We start from the raw sequence: 12,260 nt of genomic DNA, 5'->3' as shown, positions 1-12,260 counted from the left end.
CGAACCGGTCAGATGCTGGCGGAAACAACGCTCACGCTCGCTAATGTCAATTCGGCAACGTTCGGCAAACTGCGCTTCCTTCCCGCTGACGGCAAGGTCGATGGCCAGCCGCTCTTCGTCACCAGCCTGACGATAGGCGCAGCGACGCATAACGTCGTCTACGTGGTCACTGAGCACGACAGCGTCTATGCCTATGACGCCGACAACGGTGCCGCACTGTGGCAAAAATCGCTGGCCGGCGCTGGAGAAACGCCGAGCCTCGATACCGGTTGCCAGGACCTCACGCCCGAAATCGGGATTACGGCCACGCCGGTCATCGACCGGTCGCGCGGTGCGAACGGCGCGCTCTATGCCGTTGCCATGAGCACGGACGCGAGCGGCAACGTTCATCACCGCCTGCATGCGATCGACCTTGCGACCGGTGCGGAATTGTTCGGAGGCCCAACTGAAATTTCTGCAACCTATCCAGGCAACGGCGCAGAAGGCGTCAACGGAGTTCTGACTTTCAATCCGGCCCTGCACACGGTGCGTGCGGCGCTGACGCTCGTCAACGGCAACATCTACATGGGGTGGACAGCGCACTGCATGTCAGGCAACTACAATGGCTGGCTGATGACCTACAGCGCGGCTACGCTCAAGCAAACCGGCGCGCTTCCCGTGACGCCCAACGGCAGCCAGGGATCGATCTGGATGGCGGGTTCGGGCATGGCGTCGGACGGGACATCGATTTATTTCATCGATGGCAACGGCACCTTCGGCACAAATCTGAACGCGCAGGGTTTCCCGGCAGACGGTGATCTCGGCGATGCGTTCATCAAGCTGTCCGCAACCGCCACGCCGGCCGTCACCGACTACTTCGCCATGTCGGATGTCGTGGCACAAGCTGCCGCCGACAACGATTTCGGCTCAGGAGGCGCAATGCTGCTGCCCGATCAAACCACTGCGAACGGGACGGTCAAGCATCTGGCGGTGGGCGCGGGCAAGGACAACAACATCTACGTGGTCGATCGAGACAACATGGGCAAGTTCAGCCCGACGTCGAACAACATCTGGCAAACGCTGACCGGGGTCCTGGCCGGTGGTATCTGGGGGTCGCCTGCGTACTACAACAACGTGGTCTATTACGGCGGACAGACCGATGCGCTCAAGGCGCTGCCTGTCACTAACGCACTGCTCGCCACCGCGGCGTCCTCGCGGAGCCCAACGCAGTTTCCTTATCCCGGCGCAACGCCCGCCATCTCGGCGAACGGCGCCAGCAACGGTATTGTGTGGGCGGCGGAAAATGGCACGGTCGCAGCGCTGCACGCCTACGACGCCACCAACCTCGCGCATGAGTTATACAACAGCAATCAGGCCGGCGCGCGCGATCAGTTCGGCGCTGGCAACAAGTTCATCACGCCGATGATCGCAGCCGGGAAGGTCTATGTCGGCGCGACGAATGGGGTCGCCGTGTTCGGGTTGCTGAAGTGAAAAGAAATGAGGTGAGATGACGCCCCGCTGACCCGCCGTGCAAATCGGGTTGCTGCACGCATGGCTAACCGATCAGCACTTCATCGCTATAAGGCCCGGCCACGCTCGTCTGATTCCGGCCTGAGGCCTTCGCGCGATAAGCAGCGCGGTCAGCCGCCCTGATCAACGCGAGTGCATCGGCGATATCGTCTGCCTGCGTCGATGCAACCCCGATGCTCACCGTAATCATGCCGTGCTCGCTGCCCGTATGTTCAATCGAAAGCGCGTGCACGGCGCAATGAATCGCCGCAGCAACGAGCGTCGCGCCCTTGCTGTCCGTTTCCGGCAGCACCACGACAAACTCTTCCCCGCCGAAACGCGCGGTGATATCGCCAGGACGCTGGCTGCTTTTCGCAATCGCCTGCGCGACAGCGGTCAGCGCGTCGTCGCCGGACTGATGTCCGTAGGTATCGTTGTAACTTTTAAAGCGGTCGATATCCACGAATAGGATAGCCAGCGGTTCGCCCGAACGTTTTGACCTGTGCCATTCGAACAGCAGGCGTTCATCGAGATTGCGCCGGTTGCTCAGTCCGGTAAGTCCATCCACCCGTGTCATGTTGCGCAGACGCGCCTCGACTTCCAGCCGATGCTGAAATTCGACCGATAACAGCCGCGCCGCCGACACCAGCCCGAAGACCAGCAGCAGTGTCACAACGCCGATGTACCACGCCCGGCTGTTCCAGTCCGCGAACACGTAATGGCTCGTTGGCGCGATGATCACGATCATCTTGAGCTTCTCGAAGCGCCGGAAGTTGTAAAGCCGCTCGGTACCGTCCTTCGATACACCGAAGAACGAGCTGACGCCCGTCGACTTGAACCGCTCAAAATTCTTGCGCCCGGCGAAGTTCTCGTCGACGCGGGTTCCGTCGTTGGGATAACGCAGGATCACATGGCCGTCGTCCTGAAGCAGCGTGATGATGCCGCCCGGCCCGACGCTTACGCCAGACAGCAGGTTCTTGAAGTAGTCCAGCCGGAACGCCGCGACGACCACGCCGGCGAACGATCCGTCGGGCCGATTGACGCGGCGGCTGAACATCAGATCGACTTCACCCGGAATCAGACGCGACTGCAGCGGCCGGCTGACATATAAGCCAATGCCCGGATTGTCGCGGTGGATGGTGAACCAGACACGGTCGGCGAGATTGTTACCACGCGGCACGATACTCGACGAATCGACGATGATCTTTCCATGCGCATCGAGACACAGAAAAGAACCTATGTAGCGGCTTGCGCTGGCGGACCGGTCGAACAGCAACTCGTTGCGCAAACGCGGCGGCAACTGCATGACGTCCGCGTCTTCCGCGCCATCGACGGCGGCCTGGATCGAAAGATCCGTGAGTTCGGTGGTGTGCGTGATGTCGTGTTCCAGCACGCGCGCGAGGTTGTCGGCATTTTCGGTTGCACGAAGTGTCGCGTCGTTTCGCGCTTGCAGGAGAATCGCCATCGCAGAGACGAGCACGATGACCGAGAATGCAATGCTTCCAAGACTGATTGCGTTCGGGTGGCGCGCCAATGCCGCTCTTAGCCGAAAGAAAATGGTCGGTTTCTTTAACATTCGAAGGCTTCCAACGCTCGGGCGATGGTTTTCGGCATTTCACCATGACCTTTTTACATGCTTGGTGACCGGAATCGCCAGCGTTGCCGCCGGGGTTCCATCTTCCTTCAAGGCTGCGGTCTGCAAAACGGGCATTCAGCGTTAGATTCCGCTAACTACAAGTGTGCACCCGCCGCACTTACACTGTAGGCTTATTTTAATGTTTTCCCGCTAAGCGCCTATTCTATTGCCATTACAGCACCTTTAATCGCTCCATAAAGCGCAAAAGCCGTTCCCGCGAAGGAACGGCTTACCGGCGCCAGGCTTCTAGCAGGAAGCTCAGCTTAGTGGCATCGATTAACCCAGTGGTGATGCACCTTCACCTTATGGCATTCGCGATGGTGATGATTATCAGCGGCAAACGCAGGAGCAATTGCGCAGAACGTCGATATCGCGACTGTAAGCGTGAGAGCGATCTTCTTCATAATGTTTTCCATAGAGTAACGGGGATTGGCAGTATGCCCGTACAAGCTTACGAATTTGAAAGTGTAAGCCTGACCCAGATGCCTGCCCGTGAACTGAAAGTGTTCACCATTTCTTAATCGCAAGCCGCGTTCCACTTCGCCGTGTTGTTTCGACTCCTGTCACGCAGCGTAATGCATGTAAGCGGCGCCGCAACCAAGCGGACAGCAAGCGCGTTTAAACTGAGGTGCGTCTTTTCCCAAAGACGTGTTGTGAGTGGTGTAAGTGACTGCAGCTTGGCCCATCGTGAGCGATGGGCTTTTTTTCATCCTGTCATCTTGCGAATCCCTCTATACGTTTGGATACCTGATCATTAACGAAGTAGCGTAGACAAGGTTGTGCGCGCATTCTCATTCACAATTGCACGGTCGGTTTCGAAGCTCGTTTCCCTGGCAATTTCTAGCAGCATGCGCCGCGCTATGCAGCTACCATGACGGCGACACTTCTCTTGGTCGCCGTCGTGAATCCAGGTCCTCTCCAAAGCCGCCGTCGCTTGATACTCGCTTGCTTGTCGCTGTCTTGCGCATTGCCGGCGCCCATCACTGCTCACGCCATTGCGCCGTTATCAAGTCTCGACAAAAATCGCAAACGAGTCTTCGCTCATTACATGGTTGCATGGCCGCGGGGCGGACGACAGGCGAGCATCGAGTCGTATCGATCTGAAATGCGCGATGCACACGCACGCGGAATCGATGGCTTCGCGTTGAATTGCGGCGGTTGGCACCGAAGCGAACCGCAATACAAGCAACGTGTGATGAGCATGTATGAAGCGGCCGGGAGCCTTGATTTCGACTTCACGCTTTTTGTTTCCGCCGATGGCCACGCGCAGGACGAGATCGACGATATAGTCGAAAGTACGCGCGACCTGAAAGCGCAATTACGTATGGATGGCAAACCGGTTCTTTCGGCATACGCTGCCGGAGGCAAAGGATTCAGCAATGGCGCCGCGCTGATAGACCACGCCCGAAGGCTTGGTGCGTTCTTCGTGCCGCACTTTTTCCCCGAGAGCGGAGAGCGACTCATCACGCCCGTTGCAGCCGATCAAATTGTGCAGCGGCTAGGTACCGCCGATGGGTACTTCTACTTCGGAGCAGCAGGTTTGCCGGAGCTGATCGCGGATTCCGTCGAGTCTCTTGGCCCCGCACTGCGTGCACACGGCAAGCTCTTCATGGCGCCGGTGACGCCGTACTATCGCGGATTGCCTGCGGGCACGAATTATCGTGCGTTCGAGACGGAGGGTTTCTCGGGCATGGCAGCCGAATGGGAGGCGGCAATCGCATCGAATGCGTCGTGGGTGCAGATCGTGACGTGGAACGACTGGGCCGAGTCAACGTATGTGGCGCCCTTGCCCATGCCTGCCGGAGCTGCCGGCCGTGCTCATGTCTACGATGACCGCTTTGGGGAGTTGCCCTCGCACGCGGCTTACCTCGATGCCAGCGACTATTACATTCAGTGGTTCAAGACCGGTAACCAACCGGCGATCTTGCGCGACCAGTTGTTTTATTTTTATCGGTTGAATCCGCCGGCTTCGGCTGCGGGCACGCCACCGCAGAGTCAAACGCCGCTCTCGACGCGTATCCACGTATCAGTGTTCCTGACAGCGCCCGCAACGCTGATCGTGCAATTGCCGGGCGCGGATTCGGACAGGCAGATCGATGTCCACGTCGGAATCACCCATCTCAGCGTGGATTCACGCGCCGGCAGACCGCGCTTCGTGCTCAAACGTCAGGGAAAGAGGATCATCGATAAAAGCGGCGAACAGCCCATCACCGACGACGATTCCTCCGGCGCATACAACTATTTTTCGGGCAGCGCGCAGGCTTGAACAGCCGCTCACGCAAGAAGATGGCAAACCGCTTCAACGCGATTACCCGCCGGGTCGCACAGGAACGCAGCGTAATATCCGGCATGGTAATCAGCGCGCAAACCGGGTTCGCCATCCGAGCGGCCCCCCGCAGCGAGCCCTGCAGCGTGAAACACATCGACCTGTTCGCGCGACGCAGCCTTGAAACACCAGTGGCGTTTCGAATCCGTTACTTCGCCGTCATCGAGATACACCGCAAGATAAGTCGACGCCGCATCCTGCGGCGTGCAGCGCTCACCGTATCCCAGCGCGTGCGGCAGGTCATACACTTTCGCAGCGCTGAGGGCGTTCATGATGGCATCGTAGAAACGCCGGGCAGCGTCCATATCGGGCACGCCAATCGACACGTGATCAAGAAGCTGCATAAGGAGTGTGCTGGAAAGAGCTTAAGCGCCTTCGATTTGCGAAAATGTGAAAAGCGACCTCAGTTCAATGCCGATGCCTTCCAGCATTTCCTTGCCGCCGCTTTCTCGATCGATCACGCACAACGTCACCGAAACCGGCACACCGTCAGCGCGCAGCTTCGCGGTTGCATCGGCAATAGCACCACCGCTCGACACGATATCTTCCACCAGCACGAGCTTTTTCCCGGTTAGATCCGCACCTTCGGCGTACTTGCACGTGCCGTATTCCTTGGCTTCCTTGCGGATGTACGCCGCGGGCAGGCCGGTTGCCTGGCTCAGCATCGTCACGATCGGAATCCCGCCCATCTCGAGGCCACCAAGGATTTCCGTGCCGGGCGGGATCAACGGAACCATCGCCTCGGCGATTTCCTTGAGCAGGGACGGATCGGATTCGAAGCGATATTTATCGAAGTAGGTATTGCTGCGCTTGCCTGAGCGCAGCAGAAAATCGCCGCTCAGCTTGGACACTTCGCGGATTCGCTTGGCCGTGGACATGGATGGATTCCTCTTACTTTACCGGGGTGACATTTGTTTCGCGGTCGCAAATCTACGCGAAAAGTTGCGTTCGAGGAAGTGATTCCCTACAACTTCGGCAACGCCCGGCTGCGCGGAAGTGACCTGCCGATGCGCTGGATGCCTTGTCCATCAAGGCGCAGGGGCCTTTCGGGCCGCGGACTTCGTGCGACCTTACACTTGACGCCTCGTCCCTCGCGCGCAGGCACTTCACATGATCACGCTTCAAAAATCCATCGAAACTTACATTCGCGCGAAGGATGGCAACCGGCCGCATCTGATCGCCCAGGCGTTCGCCGCCGACGCCGAATTGACGATGAAAATCAATACCCGGGACATCGCGTTTCCGCCCGCCGTGAAGGGCGCGAAAGCCATTTCCGATGTGCTGGTCAGCGAATTCGCAGTGCGTTATGAGAACGTCTATACGTTTTGTATCGGTGAAAAACCACGCACCGAAACCACGTTCGCGTGCGACTGGCTTGTGTGCATGTCGGAGAAAGAGACAGGATCGGCGCGCGCCGGGTTCGGCCGGTACGAATGGACGGCCGATGATACCGGGCGCGTGCGGGCGCTGCGGATCACCATCGAAGAGATGATGAGCTTACCGCAAGAAACGGCCGAACCCATCCTCCAATGGGCGCAGGACTTGCCCTATCCATGGTGCCCGCGCGATCGACTTGCGGAAGGCGCACCGGAGATCGATGCGATCGCGCGGATCAGGGCTGCGCTCGCCTGATGCAGCCGGCCTAGAGCGTATAAGCAGGCTTGTAAGCGCAATCGCGGATCATTGCGGTGATGTCGTCGGGTCGCGGCACGCGTGCGAGATCGTTATCGAAGATGCATTCGGCTACCCGCACGGCCACATGCAGCGACGCCTCGAAGATCTTGCTTTGCGGCGGATAGATCAAACCGGTCGCAAGACTCGCGTCGGACACTTGCTCGGCGACCGCCTTCGCTGCGGCAATGAACATCTCATCGGTCACGCGGCTCGCCTGCGTGGCGAACACGGCCATGCCGAGCGCCGGGAAAATATAGACGTTGTTGCCCTGCCCCGGCACGAACGTCTTCCCCTCGATTTCCACCGGAGGAAACGGGCTTCCGCTTGCAAAGATGGCTCGGCCCGACGACCATTTGTAGGCTTCTTCCGCCGTGCACTCCGAGCGGGATGTGGGGTTGGAATACGGGAAGATGATCGGGCGTTCGTTGATGTCGGCCATTGCTTCGATCACGTGCTGATTGAAGAGCTTGGGCACTGTGCTCACACCGATGATGCCGGTCGGTTTCAGCGCCTTCACCGCGTCGGTGAAGGTGTCTACCGGCGCGTGATCGACGGCGAAGGGCTTCTGGAAATCAGCAAGGTCGGTGCGCGATTTCACCATGAGGCCGTTGACATCGAATAACGCATTGCGGGCGCGCGCTTCGTCTATGGTCAGCCCCTCCAGCACCATTGCCTGGCTGATCAATTCGGCAATGCCGGTCCCCGCCGAACCGCCGCCGAGGAACAGAAAACGCTGATCAACGAGCTTCTGCTTCGAGATATGCAGCGCGGCAAAGATGCCCGCCAGCGCGACCGCAGCGGTGCCCTGGATGTCGTCGTTATAGGTGCAGATCTTGTCCTTGTAACGCGCAAGCAGCGGCACCGCATTGAAGTTCGCGAAGTCTTCCCATTGCACGCAGCACTGCGGATGCAACTCGAGCGCCGCTTCAACGAACTCGTTCACGAATGCATGATATTCGTCGCCACGCACGCGTTCCTGCCGCAAGCCGAGGTAAAGGGGGTCATCGAGCAGATCGCTGTTGTTCGTGCCGACATCGAGCATGACCGGCAGGCAATATTGCGGCGGCACGCCGGCGCACGCGGTGTAAAGCGACAGCTTGCCAATAGGAATGCCCATGCCGCCCACTCCCAGATCGCCGAGTCCGAGGATGCGTTCGCCATCCGTCACCACGATGAACCGGACTTCTTTCTCCGGCCAGTTCTGAAGAAGCTCCTTCACGCGGCCGCGCGCCGAGATGGGCACATACATGCCGCGCGTCGCCCGGAAAATATGGTTGAACTTCTGACAGGCCTCGCCGACGGTCGGCGTGTACACGAGCGGCATGAAGGTCGCCGGATCGGACATGATCGTGGCGTAGAACAGGGTCTCGTTTCTCGCCTGCAGATCGGAGAGGAGCAGGTACTTCTGGAGGTCGTTGTCGAGCGCGGCGAGTTCCGTATGCGTGCGTGCCACCTGCAGTTCGAGCGAGCTTGATCCGGGCGGCAAGAGTCCCTCGAGGTGATACTTGCGGCGCTCTTCCTCGGTGAATGCGGATCCTTTGTTAAGACGCGGATCGCGAAGGATGTCGCGGCCGGAAAGCTCGATCGGTTTCTGCATTTCAGTCTCCTGGTGTTAGCTGTGTGTGAATGGCCTCAACCCTTGAACCTGCGCTCAACCTGGGTGTTCAGGACGACAAGGCCTTCATGTGCGCATACAGATCGCTTTTCCCTTCAAAGCCTATACCCGGAAGTTCGGGCAAGGTCACATGACCATCGACTACTTTCACGCCGTCGGGAAAACCCCCGAACGGCTGGAACAGGTCCGGATACGATTCGTTGCCACCGAGGCCAAGACCCGCTGCAATGTTCAGCGACATCTGATGGCCGCCATGCGGAATGCAGCGTGAACGGGACCAGCCATGTTGATGGAGCATATCGAGCGTGCGCAGGTATTCGACGAGACCGTAGCTCAGCGCACAATCGAATTGCAGGTAATCGCGGTCCGCGCGCATGCCGCCATAGCGGATCAGGTTACGCGCATCCTGCATGGAGAACAAATTCTCGCCCGTTGCCATCGGCTTGTCGTAGTAGTTCCGCAGGGTCGCCTGCAATTCGAAATCCAGCGGATCGCCGGCTTCTTCGTACCAGAAGAGATCGTATTGCGAGAGCGCCTTGGCGTACTGGATGGCCGTATCCAGATCGAAGCGGCCGTTTGCATCGACGGCGAGTTTCTGTCCGTCCTGCAGCACGGACAGCACGGCATCGATCCGGCGCAGATCCTCGTCGAGCGATCCACCGCCGATCTTCTCCTTGACCACGGTATAACCCCGGTCAATGTAGCTGCGCATTTCGTCTTTCAGCTTGCTGTAATCCTGTCCGGGATAGTAATAACCGCCCGCAGCATAAACGAAGACCTTGCGATCCGGCGTGCCGTTGCCATAACGCTCGGCCAGCAACTGGAACAGCGGCTTGCCTTCGATCTTCGCCACCGCATCCCACACCGCCATGTCGATGGTGCCGATTGCTACAGACCGCTCACCATGGCCGCCCGGCTTTTCGTTGGTGAACATCGCGGCCCAAACCTTGTGTGGATCGAGGTTGGTACCCGTTGCATCGAGCAACGAATCCGGATCGGCTTCTAGCACGCGGGGAATAAAACGCTCGCGCATCAGCTTGCCCTGGCCATAGCGTCCGTTCGAATTGAACCCGTAGCCAACCACCGGTTTGCCGTCGCGCATCACGTCGGTGATCACGGCAACCAGACTCAGTGTCATCTTGCTGAAATCGATATACGCATTCCGAATGGCTGAACTGATCGGAATGGTCAGCTCGCGAATTTCCACGATTTTCATGTGCCTGTCTCCTGAATGCGGGTCTAAGTTCGGGTGTAAGTGAGCGGTCTAGCACGTGCTTAAGCCGATAACCGAAGCTTACGCGCGCCCCGCCGCGTTACACTTCACCGGTACACATTTGATTATTCAGTTTAAGTGAAGAACGACGGCACCTCGGATCTCGAATTTTTCGTTCAGCTTGCGCGCCTCGGCAGCTTGTCGGCGGCCGCGCGCGCGCTCGATCTGACGCCGCCGGCCGCAACACGCCGGCTTGCATTAATGGAACAACGCCTGGGCGTCAGGCTGGTAAATCGCACCACGCGCAGCACGAGTCTCACCGACGAAGGCGATACTTATTTGCGTCACGCCATCCGCATTCTTGCTGCAACGCGGGAGATGGAAGACGCGGTATCGCGCAGCCGCGAAGCGCCGCGCGGCATCTTGCGTGTGAATGCATCGCTTGGATTTGGCCGCACGACCATCGCGCCGCTCGTCTCCGCGTTCGTGCAGCGCTATCCGCAAGTCGAAGTTCAGCTTGATGTGACGGACAGGCCTATCGATATCGTCGAGCAAGGGTTCGATCTCGCCATTCGCTTCGGCGCACTCCCCGATACGCGGCTCAACGCGCGCCGCATCATGTCGAACCGGCGCTTTCTGTGTGCATCGCCAGCGTATTTACAACGGCATGGCAATCCCACCGCACTCAGCGACCTCGCGCGCCACAGGACCATCCTGCATCGGCAGAACGACGATGCCTATGGCGTATGGCGCTTCACGCGCGATGGCGAGACGGTATCGGTGAAAGTGCCGGGCGGCTTGTCGAGCAACGACGGCGATATCGTCCTTGGATGGGCGCTCGACGGACACGGCATCTCCATCCGCTCCGAATGGGATCTTGCCAAGTACCTCGAAAGCGGACGCTTGAAAGTGGTGTTGCCCGAGTTTCTTCTGCCACCAGCCGATCTGTTTGTCTACTATCCGAGCCGCCGCAACCAGCCGGCGCGCATTCGTGCGTTCATCGATTTCCTGGCAGAGCACTTTCGCACGTCCCAGTGATCGCCGGACCATTGCCGCGAAAATGGGCCGAAACTTAAGCGACGCTGAGTTTCAACCGCTTTATTGTTGCCGAAACAACAAATATCTTTCGACGAAACTATCGTTTGATTACGTCAATAGGGGGCCTAGACTGGTTTCATAGGTTGCGTATGCAGATGAACAAATTGATCTGCAGCGCACTACTTGAAGCAGTCCAAGAACAGAACTCTGGAGGTTCATCATGACCAAGTCACTTATTCCCGCCCTGCTGATTGCATCGGCACTTGCAGCACCGACTTTTGCCTTCGCCCAGGACAACGCACCGGTTACGCGCGCAGAGGTTCGCGCCCAGTTGAGCACCCTGGAAAAGGCGGGCTATAACCCGGCGACAAACGACAACTATTATCCGCAGGGCTTGCAAGCTGCACAGCAGCGTGTTGATGCAGCCAACGGCGTAGAAACGCAGTCTTATGGTCCGTCGACAAGCGGTACATCGGCATCAGGCATGCGCGCGACGATGGCCCCCGCATCGCCGATTCAACAGCATTCGATTTACTTCGGGCACTAAGCAGCTTTTGACTGTTTGAATTCGAGCTCGCAAGGATCGCTCGTCGCCTTAAGGCGTCGGGCGATTTTTTCATGTGCGCGTGCTAGCCAAGGGCTTCTGCAATGCGGCTAAAACCGCGCCGACAGCAAGCATCGCGGATGAGTACATCAGGCCGCGCGCGAGTCCCGCGCCGTCCGAGATCCATCCGATCACCACCGGCCCGACGATCTGGCCGAATGCGAACACGATCGTGAATGCGCCGATGCCGCGCGTCCACTGCGCGGCGGGAAGGTTATGCCGCACGAACGCCGTAGTCGACGCCACCGCCGATAAAAACGTCGCGCCGAACAATGCGCCCGACACGAACGCAACGACCGGTTGCGCAAACACCGCGGGCATTATTGTCGCGAAGGCGAGGACGCCGTTGAACACCGCAAGCGCCTGACCGCCGCGCATGCGGTTGAGCAGTCCCGACCATATCCGCGCCGAGCCGATGGTCGCAACGCCGAGCAGCACATAGAACGCCGTGACCACCGCCGAGCTCATTCCCGTGGATCGAAGCAGCGCGATCAGGAACGTCATGTAGCCGATATACCCGACCCCGAAAAGCCCATAACCGGCGAGCATGAAACCGAGCTGGGTCAAAGGAAGACGCGCGGCAGACTGCAGGTTTGCGGCCACGGGCGCAGCCTCGTGGATTCCTGTCTTGCGCGCCGCCATGACCGCCGCGACCGAAGCAAGTCA

10 protein-coding genes and 1 pseudogene are annotated in these 12,260 nt (G+C 59.0%); 5 read left to right on the top strand and 6 right to left on the bottom strand.

Annotated elements, in window-relative coordinates; translation table 11 throughout:
• Positions 1 to 1,470 (top strand): pyrrolo-quinoline quinone (locus ACRXB1_RS17755; RefSeq protein ID WP_449492710.1); only part of this gene is annotated, 1,470 nt, incomplete at its 5' end.
• A gap of 64 nt (positions 1,471 to 1,534) precedes the next feature.
• On the opposite strand, the gene ACRXB1_RS17750 is transcribed toward ACRXB1_RS17755, so the two are convergent.
• The gene (locus tag ACRXB1_RS17750) at positions 1,535 to 3,064 is read right to left on the bottom strand and encodes a sensor domain-containing diguanylate cyclase (protein ID WP_449492709.1); all 1,530 of its coding nucleotides are present in this window, start codon (positions 3,062 to 3,064) and stop codon (positions 1,535 to 1,537) included.
• A 931-nt stretch (positions 3,065 to 3,995) separates the two neighbouring features.
• On the opposite strand from ACRXB1_RS17750, the gene ACRXB1_RS17745 reads away from it, so the two are divergent.
• A complete protein-coding gene (locus ACRXB1_RS17745) occupies positions 3,996 to 5,390 on the top strand; it encodes an endo-1,3-alpha-glucanase family glycosylhydrolase (RefSeq protein ID WP_449492708.1) in 1,395 nt (464 codons plus the stop codon).
• A gap of 8 nt (positions 5,391 to 5,398) precedes the next feature.
• Here ACRXB1_RS17745 and ACRXB1_RS17740 read toward each other — a convergent pair whose 3' ends face one another.
• Together ACRXB1_RS17740 and pyrE are read right to left on the bottom strand one after the other, a co-directional pair.
• Positions 5,399 to 5,794: a VOC family protein gene (locus ACRXB1_RS17740; RefSeq protein ID WP_449492707.1), complete on the bottom strand. Its 396-nt coding sequence runs from the start codon at positions 5,792 to 5,794 to the stop codon at positions 5,399 to 5,401.
• Positions 5,795 to 5,815: 21 nt separating this feature from the next.
• Positions 5,816 to 6,328 carry an orotate phosphoribosyltransferase gene (gene pyrE, locus ACRXB1_RS17735; RefSeq protein WP_062171072.1) on the bottom strand — a complete coding sequence of 171 codons (513 nt, stop codon included), beginning with the start codon at positions 6,326 to 6,328 and terminating at the stop codon, positions 5,816 to 5,818.
• 232 nt (positions 6,329 to 6,560) lie between these two features.
• On the opposite strand from pyrE, the gene ACRXB1_RS17730 reads away from it, so the two are divergent.
• Positions 6,561 to 7,082 carry a hypothetical protein gene (locus ACRXB1_RS17730; protein ID WP_062171074.1) on the top strand — a complete coding sequence of 174 codons (522 nt, stop codon included), beginning with the start codon at positions 6,561 to 6,563 and terminating at the stop codon, positions 7,080 to 7,082.
• 10 nt (positions 7,083 to 7,092) lie between these two features.
• On the opposite strand, the gene ACRXB1_RS17725 is transcribed toward ACRXB1_RS17730, so the two are convergent.
• Together ACRXB1_RS17725 and ACRXB1_RS17720 are read right to left on the bottom strand one after the other, a co-directional pair.
• Positions 7,093 to 8,721, bottom strand: coding sequence for an NAD-dependent malic enzyme (locus ACRXB1_RS17725; RefSeq protein ID WP_449492706.1), 1,629 nt, complete (start codon positions 8,719 to 8,721; stop codon positions 7,093 to 7,095).
• Between the two features lie 67 nt (positions 8,722 to 8,788).
• Positions 8,789 to 9,955, bottom strand: coding sequence for a mandelate racemase/muconate lactonizing enzyme family protein (locus ACRXB1_RS17720; RefSeq protein WP_449492705.1), 1,167 nt, complete (start codon positions 9,953 to 9,955; stop codon positions 8,789 to 8,791).
• A 135-nt stretch (positions 9,956 to 10,090) separates the two neighbouring features.
• Between ACRXB1_RS17720 and ACRXB1_RS17715 the strand changes: the two genes are divergently transcribed.
• Together ACRXB1_RS17715 and ACRXB1_RS17710 are read left to right on the top strand one after the other, a co-directional pair.
• On the top strand, positions 10,091 to 10,990 hold the full coding sequence (locus ACRXB1_RS17715) for a LysR family transcriptional regulator (RefSeq protein ID WP_449492704.1): 900 nt from the start codon (positions 10,091 to 10,093) through the stop codon (positions 10,988 to 10,990).
• Between the two features lie 220 nt (positions 10,991 to 11,210).
• Positions 11,211 to 11,537, top strand: a complete 327-nt coding sequence (locus ACRXB1_RS17710; RefSeq protein ID WP_062003051.1) for a DUF4148 domain-containing protein — start codon at positions 11,211 to 11,213, stop codon at positions 11,535 to 11,537.
• A gap of 69 nt (positions 11,538 to 11,606) precedes the next feature.
• Here the strand turns inward: ACRXB1_RS17710 and ACRXB1_RS17705 are convergent.
• A pseudogene (locus ACRXB1_RS17705) lies at positions 11,607 to 12,251 on the bottom strand (YbfB/YjiJ family MFS transporter); the annotation flags it as partial.
• Positions 12,252 to 12,260 lie beyond the last annotated feature (9 nt).

Source organism: Caballeronia sp. M23-90 (assembly GCF_053574605.1).
The sequence above is the reverse complement of the archived record's forward strand: the minus strand, read 5'-3'. Positions and strand labels throughout refer to the sequence as shown.

Excerpts from the sequence above, each read along its gene's own strand:
- ACRXB1_RS17745 (WP_449492708.1), top strand. The coding sequence starts at position 3,996 with ATGACGGCGACACTTCTCTTGGTCGCCGTCGTGAATCCAGGTCCTCTC.
- ACRXB1_RS17730 (WP_062171074.1), top strand. The coding sequence starts at position 6,561 with ATGATCACGCTTCAAAAATCCATCGAAACTTACATTCGCGCGAAGGAT.
- ACRXB1_RS17725 (WP_449492706.1), bottom strand. The coding sequence starts at position 8,721 with ATGCAGAAACCGATCGAGCTTTCCGGCCGCGACATCCTTCGCGATCCG.
- ACRXB1_RS17740 (WP_449492707.1), bottom strand. The coding sequence starts at position 5,794 with ATGCAGCTTCTTGATCACGTGTCGATTGGCGTGCCCGATATGGACGCT.
- pyrE (WP_062171072.1), bottom strand. The coding sequence starts at position 6,328 with ATGTCCACGGCCAAGCGAATCCGCGAAGTGTCCAAGCTGAGCGGCGAT.
- ACRXB1_RS17720 (WP_449492705.1), bottom strand. The coding sequence starts at position 9,955 with ATGAAAATCGTGGAAATTCGCGAGCTGACCATTCCGATCAGTTCAGCC.
- ACRXB1_RS17750 (WP_449492709.1), bottom strand. The coding sequence starts at position 3,064 with ATGTTAAAGAAACCGACCATTTTCTTTCGGCTAAGAGCGGCATTGGCG.
- ACRXB1_RS17710 (WP_062003051.1), top strand. The coding sequence starts at position 11,211 with ATGACCAAGTCACTTATTCCCGCCCTGCTGATTGCATCGGCACTTGCA.